This window comes from Glutamicibacter sp., from assembly GCF_050701915.1.
Classification (GTDB): Bacteria; Actinomycetota; Actinomycetes; order Actinomycetales; family Micrococcaceae; genus Glutamicibacter.
In genome coordinates this window covers 17,414-41,423 of record NZ_JBOGEG010000032.1, presented here as the reverse complement: position 1 = coordinate 41,423, position 24,010 = coordinate 17,414, and the positions used below count along the sequence as shown (strand labels likewise).

Annotated in this window: 25 protein-coding genes; 13 read left to right on the top strand and 12 right to left on the bottom strand. The window is 61.0% G+C overall.

Annotated features, from left to right (window positions below; all coding sequences use genetic code 11):
* Nucleotides 1-136: 136 nt before the first annotated feature.
* The gene (locus tag ACRDT3_RS15480) at nucleotides 137-781 is read right to left on the bottom strand and encodes a dihydrofolate reductase family protein (protein WP_431493829.1); all 645 of its coding nucleotides are present in this window, start codon (nucleotides 779-781) and stop codon (nucleotides 137-139) included.
* Nucleotides 782-1,315: 534 nt separating this feature from the next.
* Here ACRDT3_RS15480 and ACRDT3_RS15475 point away from each other — a divergent pair.
* From ACRDT3_RS15475 to ACRDT3_RS15460, 4 genes are all read left to right on the top strand, one after another.
* A complete protein-coding gene (locus ACRDT3_RS15475) occupies nucleotides 1,316-2,464 on the top strand; it encodes an acetyl-CoA C-acetyltransferase (protein ID WP_431493828.1) in 1,149 nt (382 codons plus the stop codon).
* A 32-nt stretch (nucleotides 2,465-2,496) separates the two neighbouring features.
* Nucleotides 2,497-4,089, top strand: a complete 1,593-nt coding sequence (locus tag ACRDT3_RS15470) for a fatty acyl-CoA synthetase (protein WP_431493827.1) — start codon at nucleotides 2,497-2,499, stop codon at nucleotides 4,087-4,089.
* Nucleotides 4,086-5,285: an acyl-CoA dehydrogenase family protein gene (locus ACRDT3_RS15465; RefSeq protein ID WP_431493826.1), complete on the top strand. Its 1,200-nt coding sequence runs from the start codon at nucleotides 4,086-4,088 to the stop codon at nucleotides 5,283-5,285. The genes ACRDT3_RS15470 and ACRDT3_RS15465 overlap by 4 nt, the downstream gene beginning before the upstream one ends.
* A 63-nt stretch (nucleotides 5,286-5,348) precedes the next feature.
* Nucleotides 5,349-5,813 (top strand): phage tail protein, encoded by a 465-nt coding sequence (locus tag ACRDT3_RS15460; RefSeq protein WP_431493825.1) that lies wholly within the window; start codon nucleotides 5,349-5,351, stop codon nucleotides 5,811-5,813.
* Between the two features lie 66 nt (nucleotides 5,814-5,879).
* Here the strand turns inward: ACRDT3_RS15460 and ACRDT3_RS15455 are convergent, their stop codons facing one another.
* Both ACRDT3_RS15455 and ACRDT3_RS15450 read right to left on the bottom strand, forming a co-directional pair.
* Nucleotides 5,880-6,743, bottom strand: coding sequence for an MBL fold metallo-hydrolase (locus ACRDT3_RS15455; RefSeq protein ID WP_431493824.1), 864 nt, complete (start codon nucleotides 6,741-6,743; stop codon nucleotides 5,880-5,882).
* 29 nt (nucleotides 6,744-6,772) lie between these two features.
* Nucleotides 6,773-7,738: an RluA family pseudouridine synthase gene (locus tag ACRDT3_RS15450; protein WP_431493823.1), complete on the bottom strand. Its 966-nt coding sequence runs from the start codon at nucleotides 7,736-7,738 to the stop codon at nucleotides 6,773-6,775.
* Between the two features lie 366 nt (nucleotides 7,739-8,104).
* Here ACRDT3_RS15450 and ACRDT3_RS15445 point away from each other — a divergent pair, with 366 nt between their 5' ends.
* From ACRDT3_RS15445 to ACRDT3_RS15420, 6 genes are all read left to right on the top strand, one after another.
* On the top strand, nucleotides 8,105-8,788 hold the full coding sequence (locus tag ACRDT3_RS15445; protein ID WP_431493822.1) for an MSMEG_4193 family putative phosphomutase: 684 nt from the start codon (nucleotides 8,105-8,107) through the stop codon (nucleotides 8,786-8,788).
* A gap of 10 nt (nucleotides 8,789-8,798) precedes the next feature.
* Nucleotides 8,799-9,338: a DUF3090 domain-containing protein gene (locus ACRDT3_RS15440; protein ID WP_431493821.1), complete on the top strand. Its 540-nt coding sequence runs from the start codon at nucleotides 8,799-8,801 to the stop codon at nucleotides 9,336-9,338.
* The gene (locus tag ACRDT3_RS15435; protein ID WP_431493820.1) at nucleotides 9,335-10,102 is read left to right on the top strand and encodes an SCO1664 family protein; all 768 of its coding nucleotides are present in this window, start codon (nucleotides 9,335-9,337) and stop codon (nucleotides 10,100-10,102) included. The genes ACRDT3_RS15440 and ACRDT3_RS15435 overlap by 4 nt, the downstream gene beginning before the upstream one ends.
* Before the next feature lie 73 nt (nucleotides 10,103-10,175).
* On the top strand, nucleotides 10,176-11,015 hold the full coding sequence (locus tag ACRDT3_RS15430) for an alpha/beta fold hydrolase (RefSeq protein ID WP_431493819.1): 840 nt from the start codon (nucleotides 10,176-10,178) through the stop codon (nucleotides 11,013-11,015).
* Nucleotides 11,016-11,063: 48 nt separating this feature from the next.
* Nucleotides 11,064-11,450 carry a hypothetical protein gene (locus ACRDT3_RS15425; RefSeq protein WP_431493818.1) on the top strand — a complete coding sequence of 129 codons (387 nt, stop codon included), beginning with the start codon at nucleotides 11,064-11,066 and terminating at the stop codon, nucleotides 11,448-11,450.
* A 266-nt stretch (nucleotides 11,451-11,716) separates the two neighbouring features.
* Nucleotides 11,717-12,010: a DUF4287 domain-containing protein gene (locus ACRDT3_RS15420; protein WP_431493817.1), complete on the top strand. Its 294-nt coding sequence runs from the start codon at nucleotides 11,717-11,719 to the stop codon at nucleotides 12,008-12,010.
* A 398-nt stretch (nucleotides 12,011-12,408) separates the two neighbouring features.
* On the opposite strand, the gene ACRDT3_RS15415 is transcribed toward ACRDT3_RS15420, so the two are convergent.
* Together ACRDT3_RS15415 and ACRDT3_RS15410 are read right to left on the bottom strand one after the other, a co-directional pair.
* Nucleotides 12,409-12,996: a GNAT family N-acetyltransferase gene (locus ACRDT3_RS15415; protein WP_431493816.1), complete on the bottom strand. Its 588-nt coding sequence runs from the start codon at nucleotides 12,994-12,996 to the stop codon at nucleotides 12,409-12,411.
* 136 nt (nucleotides 12,997-13,132) lie between these two features.
* The gene (locus ACRDT3_RS15410) at nucleotides 13,133-13,690 is read right to left on the bottom strand and encodes a hypothetical protein (protein WP_431493815.1); all 558 of its coding nucleotides are present in this window, start codon (nucleotides 13,688-13,690) and stop codon (nucleotides 13,133-13,135) included.
* 424 nt (nucleotides 13,691-14,114) lie between these two features.
* On the opposite strand from ACRDT3_RS15410, the gene ACRDT3_RS15405 reads away from it, so the two are divergent.
* Nucleotides 14,115-14,564, top strand: coding sequence for a hypothetical protein (locus ACRDT3_RS15405; protein WP_431493814.1), 450 nt, complete (start codon nucleotides 14,115-14,117; stop codon nucleotides 14,562-14,564).
* 71 nt (nucleotides 14,565-14,635) lie between these two features.
* Here ACRDT3_RS15405 and ACRDT3_RS15400 read toward each other — a convergent pair whose 3' ends face one another.
* The 4 genes from ACRDT3_RS15400 to ACRDT3_RS15385 form a co-directional block, all read right to left on the bottom strand.
* Entirely contained in the window at nucleotides 14,636-14,899 is a 264-nt protein-coding gene (locus ACRDT3_RS15400) for a VOC family protein (RefSeq protein WP_431493813.1), read from the bottom strand.
* A 271-nt stretch (nucleotides 14,900-15,170) separates the two neighbouring features.
* On the bottom strand, nucleotides 15,171-16,256 hold the full coding sequence (ychF, locus tag ACRDT3_RS15395; RefSeq protein WP_431493812.1) for a redox-regulated ATPase YchF: 1,086 nt from the start codon (nucleotides 16,254-16,256) through the stop codon (nucleotides 15,171-15,173).
* 72 nt (nucleotides 16,257-16,328) lie between these two features.
* Complete coding sequence (locus ACRDT3_RS15390; protein ID WP_431493811.1) at nucleotides 16,329-17,420, bottom strand: 4-hydroxy-3-methylbut-2-enyl diphosphate reductase; 1,092 nt, start codon at nucleotides 17,418-17,420, stop codon at nucleotides 16,329-16,331.
* A 101-nt stretch (nucleotides 17,421-17,521) separates the two neighbouring features.
* Entirely contained in the window at nucleotides 17,522-18,715 is a 1,194-nt protein-coding gene (locus ACRDT3_RS15385) for an SH3 domain-containing protein (protein ID WP_431493810.1), read from the bottom strand.
* Between the two features lie 276 nt (nucleotides 18,716-18,991).
* On the opposite strand from ACRDT3_RS15385, the gene xseA reads away from it, so the two are divergent.
* Both xseA and ACRDT3_RS15375 read left to right on the top strand, forming a co-directional pair.
* Nucleotides 18,992-20,254 (top strand): exodeoxyribonuclease VII large subunit, encoded by a 1,263-nt coding sequence (gene xseA, locus ACRDT3_RS15380; protein ID WP_431493809.1) that lies wholly within the window; start codon nucleotides 18,992-18,994, stop codon nucleotides 20,252-20,254.
* 28 nt (nucleotides 20,255-20,282) lie between these two features.
* The gene (locus ACRDT3_RS15375; RefSeq protein ID WP_431493808.1) at nucleotides 20,283-20,513 is read left to right on the top strand and encodes an exodeoxyribonuclease VII small subunit; all 231 of its coding nucleotides are present in this window, start codon (nucleotides 20,283-20,285) and stop codon (nucleotides 20,511-20,513) included.
* Nucleotides 20,514-20,530: 17 nt separating this feature from the next.
* Here the strand turns inward: ACRDT3_RS15375 and ACRDT3_RS15370 are convergent, their stop codons facing one another.
* The 3 genes from ACRDT3_RS15370 to ACRDT3_RS15360 all read right to left on the bottom strand — a co-directional run bounded on the left by ACRDT3_RS15370 (nucleotide 20,531) and on the right by ACRDT3_RS15360 (nucleotide 23,979).
* The gene (locus tag ACRDT3_RS15370; protein ID WP_431493807.1) at nucleotides 20,531-21,394 is read right to left on the bottom strand and encodes a PPK2 family polyphosphate kinase; all 864 of its coding nucleotides are present in this window, start codon (nucleotides 21,392-21,394) and stop codon (nucleotides 20,531-20,533) included.
* Between the two features lie 366 nt (nucleotides 21,395-21,760).
* Nucleotides 21,761-22,981 (bottom strand): pyridoxal phosphate-dependent aminotransferase, encoded by a 1,221-nt coding sequence (locus ACRDT3_RS15365; RefSeq protein ID WP_431493806.1) that lies wholly within the window; start codon nucleotides 22,979-22,981, stop codon nucleotides 21,761-21,763.
* Nucleotides 22,982-23,073: 92 nt separating this feature from the next.
* Nucleotides 23,074-23,979: a glycine betaine ABC transporter substrate-binding protein gene (locus ACRDT3_RS15360; RefSeq protein WP_431493805.1), complete on the bottom strand. Its 906-nt coding sequence runs from the start codon at nucleotides 23,977-23,979 to the stop codon at nucleotides 23,074-23,076.
* Nucleotides 23,980-24,010: the final 31 nt, after the last annotated feature.

Below are 24,010 nucleotides of genomic sequence, written 5' to 3'. Positions count from 1 at the left end.
TCAGGTTTTTGTTCACACCATAATTCTTAACACTCTCCGTCAAACGTTAAAAGGCCTCCTGACCAGATTTTTTGATCTGCTTCAGGAGGTCTTTTGTGTTGGAGTAGTTTAGGACTTACTCATCTAGGCACCAGCATCATTCCCGGGGCTTCCGGTTCCATAACTGATGGGTCAGCCCGCTGACGCTACCAATGGATTCGACGGTGAAGCGTTGCTCTGCCCCAGAAAGCCCCTCCCAAAGCCTCACTCCGGTGCCCAGGACCACAGGAACAATAACCACGTGAAGGAAATCGATGAGGTCCGCTTCCAGGAATTCCCTCACCGTTGCCGGCCCACCACCGATTCGAACATCCAGCCCATCCGCGGCCTGGATAGCCATGGATAGCGCTTGGCCCGGTGCCGCGTCGACGAAGTGGAAACTGGTTCCGTTCTCAAACTGGATCGATTCACGCGGGTAGTGCGTCAAGATGAAGACCGGTGTGAGAAATGGCGGCTCGTCGCCCCACCAGCCCTGCCATCCATCATCAGGCCATGGCCCGGACTGGGGGCCGAACTTTCGGCGGCCCATGATTTCGGCGCCAATGCCTTGTCCCCACATGCTGAACATGGCTCGGTCCACAGTTACGGGATCAACCACCGTATCGACACCGTGGATGACCCGTCCGTCGAACCTGCTGAACAGTGCAACGGCATCCCCGATCGGCTTTTCCAGCGTCACATAGTCACCTGCGGCATATCCGTCCGAAGAAACGAATAGATTGTGCACGCGTACTTTGGCCATGCTGCCTCCCGTTGAAAAGTTGCACGAAGTGCTCGTACTTTAACTCCTGCGGGCACTGCGCGCAACGCTTCTGGCCGGATTGCAAGGTCGGCCCGCGAGCCGCTGCTGCGCTGCTGGAGCAACGGGGAACGGCGTTCCAGGATCTTCACCAGCAAGGCGTCGCAGCCGCGGACGGTCAGTGATCCCGAAAACGAACCCGCATCCACAGCGGGCGACCTTCGGCCGCAAGGAGTGCATCCATTGGGCCGTGGACCCACGCCAGGTGGAGATTCCAGGGCCGGGCCGCGGGGCACTTTCGTTCGCGCAACCCGGCCTGCCGCGCGGCGGCTTCCTGGCCCAGTCCGCCGGCAACCTTGCTCTTCGTTCCCGACCATATTTCCCAGCCAAGCCCTACCTGTCGGTAGCGGCTCCGGCGCAAGTGGCATTTACCCAAGCCAAGCGTGGCAATTGTGACCTAGACAACCGGTGGTGAATTGGGCATTGTTGGTTCTATAGACGTTCCCAGTTTTCCCAGAAACTTCCTGGAGGAGCCCCATGGCCGAGGCCTACATCATCGATGCGCTGCGTACACCTGTCGGACGCCGGGGGAAGTCGCTGGCGCAGACGCATCCGCTGGACCTCGCTGCAGCGCCGCTGGCCGAACTGGTGAACCGCAACAGCATTGATTCCGAGCAATACGATGAGATCATCCTCGGCTGCATCGACCAGCTGGGGCCCCAGGCCATGGACATTGCCCGCAACGCATGGTTGGCCGCCGGCCTTTCCGAACACGTTCCCGGGACAACGGTAGAACGCCAGTGCGGCTCCGGGCAGCAGGCGATCTCCTACGCGGCCCAAGCGGTCATGAGCGGAAGCAGCGACCTCGTGGTTGCCGGTGGCGTCCAGTCCATGTCGAGCATTCCCCTGTCCTATTCCAACTCCGCCGCCAAGGACTTCGGTTTCCCCGATCCTTACACCGGGTCCAAGCTGTGGGAGTCCCGCTACGGCGGGCAGGATATCTCGCAGTTCCGCGGCGCGGAAATGATGGTGGATCGCTGGGGCCTCACCCGTACCCAGCTAGAGGACTTCGCTGTGGCCTCCCATGAGCGGGCACTGAACGCCCAAGCACAAGGCTTCTTTGACCGCGAGATCTTGGCCGTGGGTTCCCTGGCTGCAGATGAGGGGCCACGCCCCGTGGACCGCGCCAAGATGCAGTCGCTGGCACCGATTCTCGAAGGCGGCGCGCATACCGCGGCCACCGCATCGCAGATGTCTGACGGCGCCGCGATGCTGCTCATTGCTTCCGAGGCCGCGGTCAAACGCTATGGGCTCAAGCCCCGCGCCCGCATCCACCACGTCTCGGCCCGGGGCGATGACCCGGTCATGATGCTTTCGGCCCCGATCCGCGCCACCAAGCATGCCTTGGCACGCGCCGGGATGGGCATCCAGGACATGGACCGCATTGAAATCAACGAGGCCTTCGCCGCGGTGGTCCTCGCCTGGCAGCAGGAAACCGGCGCCGACATGTCCAAGGTCAACGTCAACGGCGGTGCCATTGCCCTGGGCCACCCCATCGGTGCCACCGGTGCACGGCTGATGACCTCATTGCTGCATGAGCTGGAACGCAGTGGAACGCGCTTCGGCCTGCAGACCATGTGCGAGGGCGGCGGCCAAGCCAACGTCACCATCATCGAACGCCTCTAGCTACCCCGCACCCACTGCAAAGGAAACTGCCCATGAGTGCACTGCGCGCCGCCCCGGCGATGAATCCCGATGACCAGAACACCATTGGCGCGCTGCTGCGCCGGTCGGTGGCCCGCTGTCCCGAGGACAATGCCCTGGGCTTCGGGGAACGTGCCTGGACTTACAGCCAGTTGGCCAACGGGGTGAACCGGGTAACGGCCCGGTTGCGGCAGGCAGGCCTGCCGGCCGGTTCGCGCGTTGCAGCCTATGCCGCGAACAGCGACGCCTATGCCATCTTGTTTCTCGCCTGCGCCTCCTCCGGCCTGGTCCATGTGCCGGTGAACTTCGCGCTCAGGGGCGACGAGCTGCGCTACCTGCTCCAAGATTCCGGGGCCGCACTGGTTATCGCCGATGAATCCCGCCTCGAGCTGGTCCAGGAACTGCGCGATGCCGGCGCCCTGCCGGCGGTCAAGGATGCTTGGCCGCTGCTGCCCGAAGCCGGAACCGGTCCCAGCGTGCTGGAAACGGCGATGGATGGAAGCGTCGAAGCAACGCCACCTGAAGCTGCGGTGGCCGGCACGGATCTGGTCCAGCTGCTCTACACCTCTGGAACCACCTCGGCACCCAAGGGCGCAATGATGACCCATTCCGCCCTGGTGGCCCAGTACGTCTCGGCCATCATCGCGCTGGATCTGGAGGGCACTGACCGGCCGCTGATCGCGATGCCGCTCTACCACTCGGCGGCCATGCACGTGTTTTTGCTCCCCTACCTGTCATTGGGCGCCAGCATCCGCTTGCTCTCCAAACCGGAGATCGGCGAAATCCTGGAACGCGTTGAAGCCGAACGCATCGGCTCGCTGTTCTTGGCCCCGACCGTCTGGGTGCCATTGAGCAACCACCCGGATCTGGGCACCCGCGACCTGAGCTCGCTGGCCAAAGCACAGTACGGTGCCTCGATCATGCCGGTGACCGTGCTGGACCGCTTGCGCGACCGCTACCCGCAGATCGGGTTCTACAACTGCTTTGGCCAGTCCGAGCTCGGCCCGTTGTGCACGGTGTTGCGCCCCGAGGAACACGATGCACGCCCCGCGTCCTGCGGCCGCCCGGTGTTCTTCATCGAAGCGCGCGTGATGACCGCCGAGGGGAAGCTGGCCGATGCGGGTGAGCCCGGCGAGATCCAGTACCGTTCGGCACAGGTCATGAGCGGCTACTGGAACAAGCCGGCGGAAACCGAGCAGGCATTTGCCGACGGCTGGTTCCGTTCCGGCGACCAAGTGGTCAAGGACCAGGGCGGCTACATCCAGGTGGTGGATCGCATCAAGGATGTCATCAATACCGGCGGGGTGCTGGTGGCCCCGCGCGAGGTGGAGGACTGCATCTACGAGTTGCCCGAAGTTGCCGAAGTCGCGGTCGTGGGCATAGATGATGAACGCTGGATCGAGGCGGTGACCGCGGTCATTGTGCTCAAGGTCGGCACCACGCTCACGGCCGAAGCGGTGCGCGAGCATGTGAAGTCCAAGCTGGCGCACTACAAGGTTCCCAAGCGGGTGGACTTTGCTGCCGGGCTGCCCCGCAACCAATCGGGCAAATTGCTCAAGCGCCAGCTGCGCGCTGAACGCGGCAGAACCTCGGGCGGCGCCCAGTGACCGGGGACCCAGGGGCAACGTACCACCTGGCCTCTGCTTTGGACATCGATTACCTGTCCGCCTTCGAGGCGGCCACCGACGAGGACCGCAGGCATTGGGCTCGCGCCCGGCAATACGGCGAAGAGATCATGCCTGCCATCAACCAGCACTGGGAGAACGCGCATTACCCGCTGGATCTGGTCCGCCGCATGGGCGAGCTCGATTTGTTCACCGACGGACTTAGGATTCCAGGCCACGCGCATTTCTCCCCGCTGGCCGCGGGCCTGGTGGCCATGGAGCTTTCGCGCGCGGATGGTTCGATGGCCGCGGCCGCCGCCGTGCAGGGCGGACTGGTGCTGCGCAGCCTGAAACTCTTCGGCAGCCCCGAACAGCAAGAGAAATACCTGGACCCCGTGGCCACCGGTGAGTTGCTCGGCGGCTTCGCCCTCACCGAACCGCATCATGGCTCGGACTCTGTCGGCCTGGAATCCAGTGCCCGGCGCGATGGGGATCTGTGGATCATCAACGGCCACAAGAAATGGATCGGCAATGGAGCCGCCGGTGGCATCACCATCGTGTGGGCACGCGACGTTGCCGATTCACAGGTCAAGGGGTTCATTCTCGACCAGCAGACCCCGGGTTACGAGGCCTCCCCGGTGCGCGGCAAGGGCGTGCTTCGCGCCATCGAACAGGCAGTGATCCGACTCACGGACGTTCGCGTTCCAGAATCCGCCAGGCTCACCGAGGCCGGCGCATTCAAGGATGTCTCGCGGGCGCTGGTTGAAACCCGGGTGAATGTCGGCTGGTCGGCGCTAGGCCATGCGCAATTCGTCTTCGAAGCGGCACTGCAGTATGCCAAGCAGCGCACGCAGTTCGGCAAACCCCTGGGCGCGCACCAGATGGTGCAGGAGCGGCTGGCGCAAATGCTTGCCGAGATCACCAATATGCAGTTGCAATGCGTGGCCGTGGCCGGCGCCCAGGCTGCCGGCCGGTTGAAGGACACGCAAGCTTCATTGCTGAAGTACCACAACACCCGGGCTGCCCGCCGGGTGGCGGCCACCGCCCGTGACCTGCTCGGCGGAAACGGAATCTTGCTGGAAAATCATGTGATTCGCCATTTCGGGGACATCGAGGCGCTGCATACCTACGAGGGAACCGAGTCGGTGCAGGCATTGATTCTCGGCAGGGATCTGACCGGTTTCAGTGCCTTCAGCTAGTTTCGCGGAGTACGATAAAAACGAATTTCCTAAACCACTTGGCCAACGCCCGAAGGAATCCCCATGCCATACCTTGTTGATTTCAAAGACGTATCCACCCAGGGCCTTGAGTCTTCGCCTGTTGCTGACGCGCTGGCAGGCTTGCGTGCCAACGAAGCGCGCTATCTGAAGAACAAATTCAACCATGACTTTGTCGTAGAGCAAGCAGCCGACGCTCCGGAAGCCATTGCGTGGGTGCACACGATCCTTGCCCAGGAACGCGACCTGCACATCGCATCGAAGCCGCTGCAGGCGGCTGTCTTCGAGGCGGATGGAGCCAAGCGCGCCTATGTCTTCTACGAGTCCGGCTTATCCATCAATGTTCTCTACGGCCTGGACCCCGGGGAGAAGCGCGCCGTTGGCTTCAAGCTCTCCGATGGCATGGAGGTGCCAACCGAGCTGGAAGAGAAGTTCAAGTTCGCTCGGCAGAAGTCCAAGCTTGCCGGAACCATCCGCGGCTCGTACTTCGTGATCAAGAACGAGTACTGACCTTTCGCCAATTCCGCTGCTGCCCTCAGGCGCGTGCCAGCCATGAGGTCATTTTCGGACTCCACTTCATTCGTCGCGCTTTCGTGGGTCCTTCTGGCTACCCGGCAGCTGCGCGTAGGCGTCTTTGGCGGCTTCGAGAAGGAAATCGGCAGGCCACAGTTCTTGCAGCGCCGCAGGGAACGCGATGTCCTTGATCGCCGCACCGTTCTCATGAGCCGAACCCAGGGTCGTGGCGAGCAATTCGAAGCAGTGCATTTGCTGAACGACGAATTCCCGGTCCACAGGCTCGCCGTGGCCCGGAACAATCACATCCCCCGGCTGTATGCGCGCAAGCAGGGATTTGAGCACGCCTGGCCACCCCAGCGGATAGGCGCCCGAGCCGAACATCGGTGGACCAGACTGCTCGATGATGTCGCCAAGGAACCACACCTTGGCATCGGGAATATGGATCGCAAGGTCGGTGTCGGTATGCCCGGCATCCAACGGGATCAGTTCAACTTCTCGTCCGCCTAGATTTTCCGTGCAGGGTTCGGCCACCAAGTGGCTTGGCGGCGTCAGCCTCACACCGTCCCAATTCATTTCGGGTTCGAGTTCCGGCGAGCGCTGCACCATCTCAAGCCGGGGCTTCTCGAACTGCTCGAAGTGCGCGGGGATCCGGTGATGGCCGTAAATCGGGATTCCCCGCTGGGCAAAAAGCTGATTGCCGAAGGTGTGGTCATAATGCGCGTGCGTGTTGATGACGGCAACAATCGGCAGACCGAATTGCGCTGTGGCATCGTCAATGATTTCTTGTGCTTCGGGTGCGTTATTGCGGGTATCGATAATCGTCACGCCATGCACGCCGAGCACCGCGCCCACGGTGATATCCAACGGATTGTAGCGTCGCTGGAATACTCCCTGAGCTACGTGGTTCCAGATTCCTTCAGCCATCTTTTCCCGTCCTGCCAGCCTTGCTTGGGCTATAGCCCCGCCTTCAACAGCTGCTTCCAGCGCTGCGGCATGGGTGCCTCGATCACCAGTTCCTGGCCATCGGGCTTGGGTATCACCAGCTTAGTCGCATGCAGGAACAGCCCGCGACCTCCCAGCTGCTCGACGCGGCGATTGAACTTCGCGAAGCCATACCGGTCATCTCCTGCAATCGGGTGGCTTTCGCTTTGCAGGTGGACCCGGATCTGGTGCTTGCGTCCGGTCATCAGCTGCACATCCAGAATGGTGGCTCGCTGGCCTACGCGTTCTTTCACAATGACGCGAGTTTCGGCTCGCTGCCCGTTCGGATCAACCACGACCTTGTCGGCACGGCGCAGCAGCGGCGAGAGGATCGATTCGGTCTTTTCGCTCCAGTGTCCTGCAACGAGCGCGAGGTAGTGGCGTTCAATCTCGTCTTCACGGTCCCGAAGCATCTCATGCAGGTAGCGCAGCATGCTTGGGGTCTTCGCCAACACCAGCAGCCCGGAAGTGTCGCGATCCAGCCGGTGGCTCAATTCCAGGTCCGGCAGCTCCGGGCGCAACTGGCGGAAAGCTTCGATAACCCCCGCAGGAACATCGCTTCCCCGATGCACCGCGATGCCGGCAGGCTTGTCAATGACCAGTACATCCTGGTCTTCATACAGTACGGTGTTGCGTAGCCGCTTGAGCAAGGGATCCGGGACTTCGGGGGCTGGTGCCAGGCTCTGTTCTGCGTACAGTGCCGGCAGCGTGATCTCGTCATTTTCGGCTAGCCGGTAGCCTTCTTGGACTTTCTTGCCGTTGACACGCAGCTGCCCTTTGCGCATGAGCCGGAAAAGTTGCCCGGCGGGCACCGTTTTGAGCTGCGCCCGAAGGAACTTTTCGATGCGCCGGCCAGCGTGCTCACTGTCGATAATGATGGTGCGCGACTTGGAATCGGACCGCACTTCTGCCGCTGGATGCTGGAGGATTCCAGACAAGAACTATCACTCCATTTAGGGGCCACATCCAGTGGTGGATCATGGCTTCGCCACTCTCGGCGAGTCATTTGCAAGGGACTTCCGGGAGCTGCCGCCCCGAATTGGCCAACCTTCATCGTACCCCGATGCCGCGGGCCGGTAAGGGCAAAGGAACAGTTATGAGGACCGATCTCACAAATCGGCTGGGGCCAATCGAGCCATGGCATTCGTTGAGCGGATCAATAAACGGTCTTGGCTTTTGCGTTGGAGTGAAGGTGCAACGGGCGAAGGAACCGCTCCGCCAGAGTCCCGTGGGCTCATCGAAGCCCTGGAACTGATTTCAGCCTAGGAGTCGCTTGCCACCTTCTCGATGACTAGGCTGGGTTCATGGCCACAGTAATTCTTGTGCGGCACGGACGCACTACCGCCAACGCCACCGGCGTACTGGCCGGACGCACCCCCTCAGTCTTCCTCGACCAAACCGGCGAAGAACAGGCGATTCGTACCGCCGAACGCCTAGCTGCGCTCCCCTTGGCGGGCGTTGTCTCAAGCCCGCTGGAACGCTGCGTGCAGACGGCGGAGTTCGCCTTGCAACGGCAAAGCCCAGAGGCACAATTGCTGATTGAATCAGAACTCTCGGAATGCGATTATGGCCAGTGGCAGGGCCGCACGCTGCAGGATTTGGCTGCCGAAGACCTCTGGAAAGCAGTGCAGTCCGCTCCGTCCTCGGTGACCTTCCCGGATGGTGAGTCCATGGCCGGGATGCAATCCCGGGCAGTTGCAGCCATCAGGCGACATGACGCGGCCATCGAGGCCGAGCATGGTGCTGGAGCAGTATGGGCGGCCTTCAGCCATGGCGATATCATCAAGTCGGTACTGGCTGACGCGCTTGGCATGCATTTGGATCTGTTCCAACGCCTCAATGTGGGCCCGGCTTCCGCATCAATCGTGCACTACGGTCCCGGCGCGCCTCGCGTGTATTCCATCAACACCGACGCCGGAGACCTCTCCTGGCTAGCCCCAGGACTCAAGACAAACGATGCCCCAGTCGGCGGCGGAGCAGGACACTAAGGAGACTGAAATGACGGCAACAGTCAACGAATTCAATTGGCCAGATCGCGTTGTCATTGGCGCCATCGGCGAGCCTGGGTCCCGCACCTTCTACCTCCAGGCAAGGGCCGGAAAGGAACTTTCCAGCATCGCCTTGGAAAAACAGCAAGCCGCGGTGGTTGCCGAGATGATTGACGAGATCCTCGATCAGCTCTCCACCGTCAAGGGCAACCCCTTCAGCGTTCCCGAGCATACCCCGGTGGAACTGGTTGACAACGATCCGTTGGAAGAAGTCAACGAGTCCTTCCGGGTGGGTTCCATGAATCTCGGATGGGACGCCACTGTAGCGCAGGTAGTTCTGGAAGCTTTCTCCCTGAATGAAGAAGATGAAGAAAACTTTGATCCAGATGGACCGGGCGCACTCCTGCGCGTCCGCATGCCCGTAGGCACCGCACGCGCCTTCGCAATGCGCACCCATGAGATCGTGGCTGCTGGGCGGCCTATGTGCGCCAACTGCGGTTATCCGATTGATCCGGATGGGCACACCTGCAAGGACGAGAACCGCGAATGAGCTCTCCCGATCTGCTGACCGCGCAGCTGGAACTGACCGGCCGCATCACCACCGCCTCCAATGCAACTTTCCTGGGCAGCATCGGTGAGAACACCGTGGTCTACAAGCCCATTGCGGGCGAGAAACCCCTCTGGGATTTTCCCCACGGTTCCCTGGCACACCGCGAAGTTGCCGCCTTCCTCGTATCTGAAGCCCTGGGCTGGAACCTCGTGCCGCGCACTTGGCTGCGCGAAGGGCAATTTGGCGAAGGCATGGTGCAGCTATGGCAAGAAGTCGATCGAGGACAACGCCCAGTAGACATCGTAGCCTCGGACAAAGTGCCTGCTGACGGTTGGAAGACCGTACTGCACGGACAGGACGAATCGGGGCGGCAGATGACCCTGTTCCACGAAGATACTTCTGCGCTGCGACGCATGGCGGTCTTCGATGTACTGGTCAACAACGCCGACCGCAAGGGCGACCACGTTCTAGCCATGCCAGGTGGCCACCGCTTCGGTGTCGATCACGGGCTCTGCTTCAACGAAGAGCACAAGCTGCGCACTGTGCTTTGGGGTTGGGTTGGCCAACCGCTGAACGAAGAAGAACTGGCCGGCATCCGGATGGTCAGTGATGCCCTGGACGCAGAACTTGGCCAAGAACTGTCCAAGCTACTAACTGATGAAGAAATCGCGGCGCTCTCCGAGCGTTGCACTACCCTGCGCAGCAAAGGGCACTTCCCGGCTCATAGGGGGCAGATGCCCGCCGTGCCTTGGCCGCTCTTCTAGAACTCTGATTCCTATTGACCGCAAGGTGGCCCACAAGCCATCCTAGGACTCTGATAGCAAAGGCAGGTCGTGCATGGGAACGGTTGAAGCCAACGGCGTGGAACTCGGTGTCGAATCCTTCGGCAACGAGAGTGATCCATTGATTCTCCTCATTGGCGGCACCACGATGCTTGCTTGGCCAGATGCCCTTTGCCAGGCCCTGGCCGCTGGCGGGCGCCACGTGGTTCGCTACGACCTCCGGGATTGCGGAGAATCAACGGCCGGGAACCCGATGAAACCCGCCTACAATCTGCGTGATCTAGCTTCTGATGCCGCAGCGCTGGCCAGATTACTGGATAGCCGTCCAGCACATGTAGCTGGCATTGGAGTCAGTGGCATGATCGCGCAGGTTGCGGCGCTGGATCATCCCGAATCATTTGGCGCCCTGACCCTGATTGGCACACGACCAGTAGCTCCAGGACCGGTGGACAAAGATCTGCCAGATCATGACCAAGCAACCATGGGCAAGCTGTTTTCCCGCCCTATGCCAGATTGGGCAGACCGCGCAGCCGTTGCCCAATTCTCCGCCGAAGGTTCGCAAATTCTTGGCAATGATCCTGAAGCTGCCATGGACTTGGCCTCCCGCATCTGGGACCGTACGGCCAGTGCAGAGCCAGAAGTCCATCTGGCAAACCAAATCGGGATCGTCTTTTCCAAACTGGACTGCACTCCGCGCTGGCGCGAGCGGCTGCCCGAGCTCGACATCCCCACCCTGGTGGTACACGGTGCAAAGGATCCGTTCTTCCCCGTCGGCAACGGCAAAGCGCTAGCCGAAGAAATCCCGAACGCTTCCTCGCTCGTTCTTGTAAACGCCTCGACTGTCATTCCATCGTCGGCGATCCCCCAGGTAGCTTCTTCGATGCTGCAGCTCTAGCAATGCAGTGATTCAATTCCTAGTCACAGTGCAATATAGGCTGTCCCCATGGATAACCAACCTAAGCGAGTCCCAGGCGGAGAACTTCGACCTGCTGAACTCGAGCTGCTGGCCTTGCTCTGCAGCGGCACAGATGCTGAATCAGCGAAGGCTCGCCAGCAACTGAAATTTGCGCGTTGGGGCGGCTACCAGTTCAAAGAATGCGATTGCTTCTCAATCTCCTTCACTAGCAAACGCGATTGCCAAAGCGTCCGGCATGCCGGCGGCCCATTCTCAACTGTTTTTGTTTCAAGGGATGGCAAGGCGCTTGGGCATCTGGATCTCTGGATTATTGACGGATACCTTCGTTCGCTCGACTACATGCCATTTGAAGACGATCCCGGGCACCTGCCAACTGCTGCGAACTACACGTTGGAATTCAGCGGACGGAACTAGTTTTCCGGGAATTCAGGCGCGCTTCCCCCATGATTTTGAGTCGCATACCCGGATTCGCCAGATGATCATTCCGATCAGGCCGGACGCTCCTAACCAAAGCAGTTACCCTGGTTTCGGTTGGCTGAAGGAGGACGGCGCGGCGCATCCTTGGCATCTGCGTTTGCCGATCCTGACGGATCTGCACGCAATCACTATCTCTCTTGCTCGCAGCGTGGCTTCAGCACTAGTATTCATGGCACACATTCATGCCTTCGAGAGGTTTCGCCATGTCATTCCAGGCCTATCTGGACACCATAGAAAAGAAGACCGGACTCACACCTCGCCAGCTTATCGAGATCGCCCGTGAGAAAGGACTTGGCCAAGAAGGTGTCAAGGCAGCAGAGATCCTGGCTTGGCTCAAGGAAGACTACCAGCTGGGCCGGGGCCACAGCATGGCGATGGTCCATGTTATTCAAAAGGGGCCAAATATCTCCAGCAAACATGTCGGATCCGGCGGCACGCACAATGACGAATCAGATGTTCTGTGGCTCGACGGCATCGCAACTAAGCCTTCCAACTGACCCAACCGAAAGGGAGGTGGTTATAGTTCCTGCTTGTGAGGCTCGGTTCCAGTGTCTTGCCGCTGGTCTCGTACCCCGGTGATAGCCGACGTGGCTAGGGCAATCGCTATCGCGATCCAGAAGCTGTCAAGGGCTTCGGCCAGCGACCTGCCTGAAATCCTGCAATAGGCCGCAAGGAACAAGGCCAGCCCCAAAATCGAGATGCTGAGGTATACGGAGACTCGTCGCCAAGTTACCCTGGAAAGTTTCCTCATTCGATCTGCCTCCACCTCTCCAGCTCACCGGCCTATTTCTTCCAACGGTATGTTGAGCTGTCGGGATATACAACATCGACTATGAAAAATCGCGCGGACTATCGATAAGCCCGATCATATTCTGCGCAGGCTACCGTTAGGGCGTCACCACGCCCGCCCGCGCAGGTCGACCTCCCCTTGTGGCCAGGACGCAAGCCGGGACGCGATTGGCAGGGCAAACAGCGGTTGCCCTGGCGGATCGTAAGCTGGCTGGCCTGCACGGCTGATGGAGCGCTCGGCAGCGGAAATCCGAGTCCAACCACACGAGCCGTAGAAGGCGGCCACTTCCTCGCGACACCCGAGATAGCCGAACGAAATGCCGCCGGCATCCAGCATCGACGAAGCCACGCGATTCATCAGGATCTCGCCCAGACTTCGGCCCCGCGCACGCTGGGAGACCAGCACTCCGCCCACACCCGCAATGATAAGGTCGCGACCTCCCACGCCTATCGTGCGTCGCGCCCATCCGGCATGGCCGACAACCTCGCCCTTGCACCGGGCCATGACGTGGAAGTCATGCGGAGCATAGCCGTATGGCAGATCCGGAGCCCAGCTGCCGAAATCCTGGAGGTATTCGGCATCGAACAGTCGACGGAGCTTGGCGATATCTTCTGCTGCGAGATCCGCGTGCGCAACAACGTCCAACACAATCTCAGGCATCGTGGCTTCGTTCAACTCGCTGGTTCGCGTCATCGACTGTGCTCCATGGGTTTCCGGTAATTGGTTCAAGTATGAGGAGATCATTTACTCGGCGGTCTCAGATTAACGGACGGTCACCGACGCCATCGCGAAGAAAGTAGAAGATCATCGCCGCATCGTTCGCCTCGCCCTACCTCTTCGCGTGGTTGCGCGACGGATTGCCAGTCTTTGTCCGGCAGACTGCGCCCACTTCTGCCTTGCAACGCGTACAAACTCGGCTTAGATCTTGAGTTACCAATAGTTGGGTTTCCAGCTCGCGGTAGAAATCGTCCTTCTCTGGTACATCGAGGTTTGCCAAGATGTTCTTTACCTCGATCGGTGATTCCGCGATGGCATTCAGCCATTCTTTTGCCATCTGAGGAATTACGCCGAATCTTGACAGCATGGTCCGCTTGAACGCTAGTTCGGCACGTGGGCCCCCGACACCACTGTTGTAAAGGTTCTCGCCTGAATTCCTCAGTTCAGCGATCTTCAGGATTTCGGCGTAATCGAGCGATACTTGCTCGTCAAAGTAACCGAGCACTTCCTTGTGGAAGTTCTGAGCACCAATTTCTTCGATGGCCTGCCGCAGTAAATCACCGCTGCCGAGGTAAGTCTGAAAGCTGAGGGAGTCAAGACGGCTCGATTGGCCGACATAGAGAATCTCGTTAGAGGTGTTACGCGTGAGATACAGGTACCCGACGGTCATGAAAATCCTCCAAGTGGGAACAAATTTCTTCGTAGATCCTTCCTACCAACACTGTATCCGGGTTCGGATAAACAAAGGTGATGTTAGGAGTGCACATGTCAACAGAGCCTCAGCCGGGGCAAAAAGAACTTCTGAACACTAAGTGCACTACTGTGATATCAAAGTTCCGAAATGACTCAGCAAACGATGCACACGAGCCGCCTATTGCTGGACTAAGCATATTCGGGCGCGCGAGATGCATTACCCCCTCAATTCACGCCAATTGCGCGGCCAACGGGCCTTCAAAAACAGTTGATCAAGATCAGAATCCAAAACGCTTCGTAATTCAAATAAAAACCGAGGGCGGGTGTGCTGAGAAAGCTGAGACGTTGAACCTGAACTTCACCAGGTCGTCGCACATTCCGACCGCTGTCACGCAACCACCGTGGCCGCGTCAGATGCGCGGATGGTTGTCGTCGGGAACTTGTGGATCCAGACTTGTCGCATTGGCCTCTCCCGGACTCCTCAAGTCGTTCGATTCGCGCGCGATATCAACGGCGCTAACGACTTCTCCGGCGCCCTCGGTTTTCAAGAAGTGTTCTGCACACCGCGGGCAAGCACGCCCACCCATGTCGACCACGTCCCCGACGGGTTCCGGCTCTGTCTAGCTACCGAAGGTAGCACCCGAGAAGACCAAGGACTCAACTCGATCGCCGCTGGCCAGCGCGCTGCGGTGATCCGTTGGACTGACGATGTTCCGGCAGGCTACCGGCGGCTCATCGGCCCCGGGGCGACGCCCGTCAAAACTAACTCACCATCGCTCGACCGCCTGCTCATCGCGTGGGTCGAGGATCCGGTCGGGCATCTGGCGCAGATTGTGCAGCCTCTCATCTGACCAGAGAATCATTGGGAACGGTGCCTGCACGATGCACCTGTCCTGCAGCTAACCCCGGTGCCAGCTTGCGATTACATGTCTCCAACCACGTTGATGAGGTTTCCTGACGGATCCGCGAACACGGCATAAACCATAGCAATCTCTGGAATCTCGGTGCGTCCGGCAACGACGGTCCCTCCGGCCTGCTCGACGCGCGCCAGGGCCGAATCAATGTCTGCCACCCGGATCACCGGCCGCGGCTCCCGCAGGTCCTCGCTACGTGGAACCACCTCTGCATGGATGGCACCGGTCCGCGGCTCGTTCGTGTAGGCCGATTCTGCCGAACACGCTCCCATAGAACGCCCACGCGCCCTCGACATCGTCAGCGGGAATCTGCAGCCAGGTCACGAGATCTTGGTTCATGCCGCATACTCTAACACGGGGCAATCCGGCGGCCAGGCCCTCGATTTGTGCGCCTGGTCTTTGGCTTTCCGGCGCAGCGGTTGCCAGCATTACCTGAACTGCATTCTCGTTGCGCCATCCCGCTTAGCTCGACGCAGTGCATGGACTGCACGCAAAAATGCCCCCGGCTTCACAAGAAACCGAGGGCGATTGAGCTAGGCAGGCTTAGACGTTGAAGCGGAACTCCACGACGTCGCCGTCCTTCATGATGTATTCCTTGCCTTCGATGCGGGCCTTGCCCGCAGACTTGGCATTAGCCACGGAACCGGCGGCAACGAGGTCGTCGAAGCCGATGACCTCGGCCTTGATGAAGCCACGCTGGAAGTCGGTGTGGATGACACCGGCAGCCTCAGGTGCGGTGGCACCCTTGGCGATGGTCCAGGCGCGGGTTTCCTTCGGGCCGGCGGTCAGGTAGGTCTGCAGGCCCAGGGTGTCGAAGCCAACGCGTGCCAGCTTGCCCAGGCCGGACTCGACGATACCGGCATCTTCCATCATTTCCTCGGCTTCGTCCTCTTCCAGCTCGGCTAGCTCGGATTCGAACTGGGCATCCAGGAAGATCGCCTCGGCAGGGGCAACCAGTGCGGAGAGCTTTTCCTGCATCTCGGTATCGGCCAGGCCGGCCTCATCGGTGTTGAACACGTAGATGAATGGCTTGGTGGTCATCAGCTGCATCGGCGCGAGCTCTTCAAGGTCCACGCCCTTGGTCTTCGCGGCGGCGAACAAGGTGATGCCTTCTTCGAGCACCTTCTGGGCGTTGAGCACTGCGTCCAGGAAGGCCTTGTCGATCTTCTTGGTGCGCAGTTCCTTTTCCAGGCGAGGAAGCTGGTTCTCGATGGTCTGCAGGTCAGCGAGGATCAGCTCGGTAGCGATGGTCTCGATATCCGAGGCCGGGTCCACCTTGCCGTTCACGTGGATCACGTCGTCGTTCACGAATGCGCGGGTGACCTGGCAGATCGCGTCTGCTTCACGGATGGTGGCCAGGAACTTATTGCCCAAGCCTTCGCCTTCCGAAGCGCCCTTGACGATGCCGGCGATATCCACGAAGGATACGGTGGCTGGGAGGATGCGCTCGGATCCGAAGATTCCGGCGAGCACCTTCAACCGCGAGTCAGGCAACGGCACGACACCCACATTGGGTTCGATGGTTGCGAACGGGTAGTTGGCTGCCAGCACCTGGGCACGGGTCAGCGCGTTGAACATGGTGGACTTGCCGACGTTGGGCAGTCCGACGATTCCGATAGTAAGAGCCACGGGAGGAAATTCTACCTTTTACTAGTGATGAGCGCGCAATGGTGTACTGGCGCTTGAATTCTTATGGAGAAATCAGGCCTGCGGGCGGGCGTGGCCGCCAAGGGCACGTTCCTCGTCCCCGGCTTCCTTGAGCTTGCCGCGGATTTCCTTGGGCAGCGAGAAGATGATGTCTTCCTGCGCGGTGGTGACCTCGGAAACGTCGGTGAAGCCGTACTCTGCCAGTAGCGCCACGACTTCGCGGACCAGCACCTCTGGCACTGAGGCCCCGGAGGTCACGCCGACGGTGGAGACGCCCTCGAACCAGGCCTCGTCCACTTCGTTGGCGAAGTCCACGCGGTAGGAAGCCTTTGCGCCGTGGTCCAGTGCCACCTCGACCAGGCGCACCGAGTTCGAGGAGTTCGCCGAACCGACCACGATCACCAGATCCGACTGCGGCGCGATGTTCTTGATCGCTGCCTGGCGGTTGGTGGTTGCATAGCAGATGTCGTCGCTGGGCGGGTCCTGCAGGTTCGGGAAGCGCTTGCGCAACCGGCGCACGGTTTCCATGGTCTCGTCCACGCTCAGGGTGGTCTGCGAGAGCCAGATCAGCTTGTCCGGGTTCTTCACCTGGACGGTGTCGGCTTCCTCGGGGTTGTTCACGATGGTGGTGACTTCCGGAGCCTCGCCGTAGGTGCCCTCGACCTCTTCATGGCCTTCGTGGCCGATCAGCAGGATCTCGTAGTCGTTCTTGGCGAAGCGCACGGCCTCGCGGTGCACCTTGGTGACCAGCGGGCAGGTCGCGTCGATGGTCTGCAGGTTGCGGTCCGCCGCGGACTGCACCACTGCCGGGGAGACGCCGTGGGCGGAGAAGACCACCAGGGCGCCCTCGGGCACTTCCTCGTTCTCCTCCACGAAGATCGCGCCGCGGGATTCCAGCTCGGAGACCACATGCAGGTTGTGCACGATCTGCTTGCGCACGTACACCGGCGGGCCGTAGTGCTCCAGCGCCTTTTCAACGGCAACCACTGCCCGGTCCACGCCTGCGCAGTAGCCGCGAGGAGCGGCCAGCAGGACCTTGCGCTCGGTGACCGTCGGGGAGGCAGCTGCAATCTCGGCCGGGGTGCGGCGCACACGCGGGATCCGAGGCATTGACAGCGAGACCGTGGTGGAAGTGGAAGTAGCCATACCTCTAGTCTACGAACTGCATGCAAGTTAGCCCATGCTCATATGATGCGTGCCACCCTTCGGGGACTGTGAGATCTGCCTCCGAAGGGGTGCTTGCCGGTTCAGCACGGCAGCGAGCTGGGCAGCAGCACCGGGGTGCGCACCACCGCGCCAGTGCCATCGGACCCGTGGTAGGCCCGGCACACGCCCACCGACCGGGCGCCGAGGTTCGCCTTGATCTGGCGCAGTGCATCGGGCGAGAAGCCGTACCACTGCATGTGCATCAGCACGGTATCCCCGGGCACCGCGGCCGAGGCCCGGGACACGGTGATCGACTTGGATTTCACGTCCCAGTCGCGGGTGTCCCGCGACCACGTCCAGATGGCCATGCCGCGGCTGTCGTAGCCGCAGCGCACCGAACCGTCGATGGCTCCGAAGGGCGGGCGACCGAAGTTCGTGTGCACCCCGGAGCCGCCCAGTTGCGCGCCGGCCTGCTGGCAGGACAGCGGGCGCAGATCCGGGTGGCTGATCGAATGGTTGATCACCCATTGGCCCTTGGCCCGGGCCAGCGAAGCCAGGTCCACGCCGTAGCGCGACTTGAACGAGCCGAGGCAATCGCCGGTGGGAGCAATCACCAGGCCGATGTTGCTGCTGGCTGCGTAGTCCATCACCGAGGTGAAGGCGCTGAGCGTGCGCGGGCAGTCATCGAAGGTGAGCACCACCCTCGATGTCCGTTTAGGTCCGGTGGATTGCGGTGCGGATGGCGGCTTCGGGTAGGTGGTCACGTAGCTGCCACTGACCCATCCGGTGTACCCTCCGTAGCTGACCTTGTACCAGCCGTTGGAGGCGCGGGCGTAGGCGGGCACCGTTTTCCCTTTCGCGATGCTCAGCAGGACCCGGTAGCTGGTCGATGTGCCGGTGCGCAGGTTCAGGTCATCGAGCGTGCGCACCGAAGCGGCGACCACGTAGTAGTCGCTGACGTAACCGGTGTACCCGTTGTAGCTGACCTTGTACCAGCCGTTGGAGGCACGCCCGGATACCGGAACCGAGGTTCCCGTGGGTATCTGCACCAGGATCCGGTACCCGCTCGAGGCGCCGGTGCGCATATTCAGGTTCGCCGTGGTGCGCACGCGGACCGGCAAGTCGATGGATATGGCGCTGGCAATCGACACCGTTGCGGCCGGCACCGCCGCGACCGGCACCGCGGGCATCGAGGCCGCGGCGGAGAGCGGGATGGAACCGGCCAGCAGGCTGAGCGCTGCCACCCAGGTCCACCCCGAACGTGCAATATTCTTATTCTCCAATGCCCCAAGCATGGCCCTGCATCCTTCTGAAGTGTTTCCCCAATGCTCAATAGTGTCCACCCGCACATTGCCCCTTGCAATGCCCGCACGCAGGCTTGTCCCAATCGTTGGAAAATCCCGTTTCCCCGGGTCTTGCGGGGCCAATCGAGTATGAAAATCGCCCATTGCGATACCTGCGCTCCACCTGCCGTGGCCCGTCCCCTGCCCCCGGGGATCCGGCCAGCCGTCGGTGCCATGCGGTAGTCTCACAGATGCACCAGAGATTCGACTTTCCAAGGAGCGGCCCCGATGGATCCCCAAGCCCCCGCCAGTTTGCCGGCGACCGCCGGGCAGACCACCGCGGACAATCCTTGGCCGCTGCGGCTGCTCTCGGAGAAGCTGAAAATCCATATTGAGAACTCTCCGGTAGTTTGGGTTGAAGGCCAGCTGCTTGAAGCCAATGTGCGCAACGGGCACGCCTACCTCACCCTGCGCGATGTCGATGCGGACTTCTCTTTCTCGGTGACCATTTGGGCCTCGACGATGCGCAAGCTGGATTCCACCCCGCAGGTGGGCTCGCGCGTGGTGGCCCAGGTGAAGCCGAGCTTCTACGCCAAGACCGGCCGGCTTTCCTTGAATGCCACGGACCTGCGCCCGGTTGGCTTGGGTGAGCTGCTGGTGCGTCTGGAACGCCTGCGCCAAGCGCTGGGAGCAGAAGGCCTCTTCGCCCCCGAGCGCAAGCGCCCGCTGCCGGTTCTTCCCAACCGCATCGGCCTGATTACCGGGCGTGATTCGGATGCGGAGAAGGACGTGCTGCGCAATGCCAGCCTGCGCTGGCCATCGGTGCAGTTCAAGGTCATCAACACCGCCGTGCAGGGTATGGATGCCGCCAACCAGGTCATCGCCGCCCTGCAGCAGCTGGACGCGGACCCGGAAATCGACGTTATCGTCATCGCCCGCGGCGGCGGCGCGCTGGAAGACCTACTGCCCTTCTCGAACGAGGATCTGGTGCGTGCGGTCTTCTCCGCTACGACGCCGGTGGTCTCGGCCATTGGCCACGAAGCGGACCGCCCTATCCTGGATGACGTGGCCGACCTTCGCGCTTCGACCCCTACCGATGCGGCCAAGCGGATTGTCCCGGATCTGCATGAAGAATTCGCCGGCTTGGAAATCGCCCGCAGCCGCTTGGACCGTTCCATCAACAATCTGCTGCAGCGCGAAGCCCAGCTGCTCGCCTCGGTGCGCGAACGACCGGTGCTGGCCAACCCGCAGGTGATGGTCACTTCCCGAGCCGAAGACCTGGAACGCTGGAAGCAGCGTTCCACGGATCTGCTGCGCCACCGCGTAATGCGCGCCAGCGATGAGATCAATCATCTGAAGAACCAGATGCGTGCCCTCTCCCCGCAGCAGACCCTGGACCGCGGCTATTCGGTCACCCAGCTGGAAGACGGAAGCATCGTGCGCGAGGCCGCCCAGGCGCCAGCAGACAGCAAGTTGTTCATCCGCGTGGCTTGCGGGCAGCTGGTTGCACGAACCCTTGAATCCGTCCCTGCCGGCGAGAACGCAAATTAATCACGTCGAATACCAACCTGGAGTAATCATGACTGCACAGATCCCTGAAGACATTGCCAAGCTATCCTACGAGCAGGCTCGCGAAGAACTGCTGACCGTCGTCAACCAGCTCGAAACCGGTGGCGTTGCGTTGGAAGCCTCGCTGGCGTTGTGGGAGCGCGGCGAAGCACTGGCAGCCCACTGCGAGAACTGGCTCAACGGTGTATCGCAGCGCTTGGAGCAGGCCCGCGCCAACCACGAGCAGGCTGCCGGCCAGTAGCCAGGCCTAGCTGAGATCTACTTCGCGGCCTCCAGCCGCGCCTTCTCCCGCTTCACATCGAAGGTGGCAACAGGCCAGTCCGGAGCAACGCGTTCCAGGGTGTCCAGCAGCAGCTCGGCGACGCACAAGCGGGCCTTCCACTTCTGGTCGGCCGGAACGATATGCCATGGTGCGCTCTGGTTGTCGGTGCGGTTGATCGCCACCTCGTAGGCGGCCTGGAAGCCATCCCACAGCAGGCGATCATCCACATCTCCCGGCGAGTACTTCCAATGCTTGTCGGCACGGTCCAGGCGTTCCGAGAGGCGCTCGTATTGTTCTTCGCGGCTGATGTGGAGCATCACCTTGATCGGGTGGATGCCCTGCTCGATCAGCTGCTTCTCGAAATCGACAATTTTCCCATAGCGGGACTCGACCGCATCCGGGGTGGCGAATCCCTTCACCTTGGCGACCAGCACGTCTTCATAGTGGGAGCGGTCGAAGACTCCCACTAATCCCCCAGCAGGCAATTGCCTGGTAATGCGCCACAGGAAATCATGGGCCGCCTCTTCCTTGGTTGGCGCCTTGAAGGCATGGTGCTCGACGCCCTGCGGATCGAGCATGCCCAGGACGTGGCGGACAATCCCGCCTTTGCCGGCCGTATCCATTCCCTGCAGGATAAGCAGGACTGCCGGCGCTTGTCCGCCAGATACCGATGCGGCAAAGAGCCGCTCCTGCAGATCCGAGAGCAGTGGCGCCAGCTCCTCCATGCGATTCCCGGCGGCCTTCTTATCCTGTGGGGCATCCTCGGGCCACCAATCAGCATCCTTGGTGGCGCGCGCTGAAAGCTTCAGGCCTGGTTCTGCACGTAGCGCTTCTATCAGGCTGGCAGGATAAGCGCTCATCAAAAACTCCTCGGGCGAGTGTCGAAGTAATGCCATTCGTTGTTGTCAGCCTACTGTCATCGCAGGCCCCGTGAGAAGAGGGATTCGCCATCGGAAGATGCCCCAACCACAGCTCTACGCTCTAGGCTGCCGAGTCCCGGGGAAAGCTCCGGCCAGCGGGCAGCCCGGCCGAACCATTCATGCGCGTCCAGACCTGCAGGTGCCAACACTCGATCTACGGCAATGACCATGGCAACGGACTTGTCGGAGTCGCATTCACGCGTTGGCGCAGCTGGGCAGGGAACTGTATTCCAAAGCAATCACCCTGAAGCACAACCGGCCCAGAATCACAGGAGTGATTCCGGGCCGGTGGCGGTTCAAGGCAAGTTACGCGCGAGCGCGCCAATCCTCCAGGAACTGTCCGATGCGTCCAACAGCATCAGTCAGGTCGCGCACGTTGGGCAAGGTGACCAAACGGAAGTGATCCGGACGGACCCAATTGAATGCGGTGCCCTGGGAGATCAGGATCTTCTGCGCCTTGAGCAGTTCAAGGGCGAAGGTCTCATCGTTGTGGATCGGGTAGACCTCGGGATCCAGCTTCGGGAACATGTAGAGCGCACCCTTGGCCTTCTGCACGCTCACCCCAGGAATCGCGCTGAGCAAATTGTAGGCCGCATCGCGCTGTTCGAGCAGGCGTCCGCCAGGCAGGATCAAGTCATTGATCGACTGGTAGCCGCCCAAGGCGGTCTGGATTGCGTGCTGCGCCGGCACATTGGCGCACAGGCGCATGTTGGTCAGCAGGTTGATGCCCTCGATGTAATCGCCGGCCTGGTGCTTGGGACCGGAAATCGCCATCCAGCCGGCACGGAAACCGCACACGCGATAGGCCTTGGACAGGCCGGAGAAGGTCAGGATCAGCACGTCATCTGCCAACGAAGCGGTGTTGATGTGCACGGCGTCATCGTAGAGGATCTTTTCGTAGATCTCGTCCGAGAAAACAATCAGGTTGTGCTTGCGCGCCAGCTCGAGGATCCCCTCCAGGGTTTCCTTCGGGTACACCGCACCGGTCGGGTTGTTCGGGTTGATGATCACGATGCCCTTGGTGCGATCGGTGATCTTCGCTTCCATGTCCTGAAGATCTGGAAGCCAGCCTTCTTCCTCGGTATTCAGGTAGTGCACCGGGGTGCCGCCAGCCAGCGAAACCGAGGCAGTCCACAGCGGGTAGTCAGGGGCGGGAATCAGGATCTCGTCGCCATTGTTCAGCAGCGCATTCAGCGAGAGGGTGATCAGCTCGGAGACACCGTTGCCCAGGTAGACGTCATCCACGCCAATGGTCTGGATGCCGCGGGTCTGGTAGTACTGCGAGACGGCGGTACGCGCCGAGAGAATGCCGCGGGAGTCCGAGTAGCCTTGGGCGTTAGGCAGGTTGCGAATCATATCAACGAGCACCGCGTCAGGCGCCTCGAATCCGAACGGCGCGGGATTGCCGATGTTCAGCTTCAGGATGCGGTGTCCTTCGGACTCCATGCGCGTGGCGTGCTCAAGCAGCGGGCCGCGGATGTCGTAGAGGACGTTGTGCAGTTTCGTTGATTGTTTGAATTCTGCCATGGTTACACTTTCTCACGTCAGGTGCGTTCGACACACCTTATTACTCGACCGCTATGACCAGCGGTCGAAATCTTGGGAGAGCTGGCCGGGGCCTACTCTTCGATGATCCATTCCCAACGGGTAGCCGCTTGCTCTGGGCTCAGTCCGTCGGACTGGCTGACCATCCGGTTCAGGTCCACGAGGGACTGCTGCGAGAATTCTCCGGTGATCTTGTCCAGTTCTGCCCGGGCCTTGCCATCCACATCGCCGTTGGCCAGTACCATGTATTGCTCGGCGTTGAAGAAGGCGGCGCTTCCCGGAATGCTGTAGAAGCCTTCATCGGAGATGACGGCATCTCCAGAGCCGAGCGCCACCGCGCTGTCCACCGAGGCGCGCAGCTTGCTGGCCAATTTCGCTGGTTCTTCTGCCAAGACCTTCGGCTTCTCGCAGCCAGCATCCTTCAATGATGCCTTCAAGGAGGCCGCGTTGGTTTCTTCGCTGATGATCGTCAGATCGGCGCAAGCAGCGATCAGGGTTTCCACCGAATCGACCTTGTGCAAGGTTGCCTGGGCCTGGCTCATGACCAAGACCTTTCCGGCATCAGCTGCACTGAGCTCCAAGGCAGAAACCTTGCCCTCAGCGTCGTTGATGGCGCTGCGCAGGCTCTTGGATTCCTCGGCGCTCAGCAGTTGATCTTCACCGGTGATAGCCCCCGGATCAGCAACCAGGGGCAGCGCCTTGGCCGCTTGGTCTATAGCCAAATCAGCTTTTCCTTCGACAACCTGCTGGTAAGGATCAGCGGCGGGCTTGTTCAACGACACCTTGTAGCCTTCAGCTTTCAGCGCGTTGGCGTAGACATGGGCCAAGGCCTGGTCTGCCGGCTGGGAACCGGCAGCAATCTGCAAGGTGATGTCCTTGCTTGGCTCGGCTGCTGGCGTTGCCTCTTCGGTGCAAGCAGACAGGGTTAGCAGCAGGGTTGCGCTGAGCGCGCCAACGGTGATGGTATTTCGCAAGTTCATGTCCCTATTGATTCTAGGGCAGGCCAGCGGC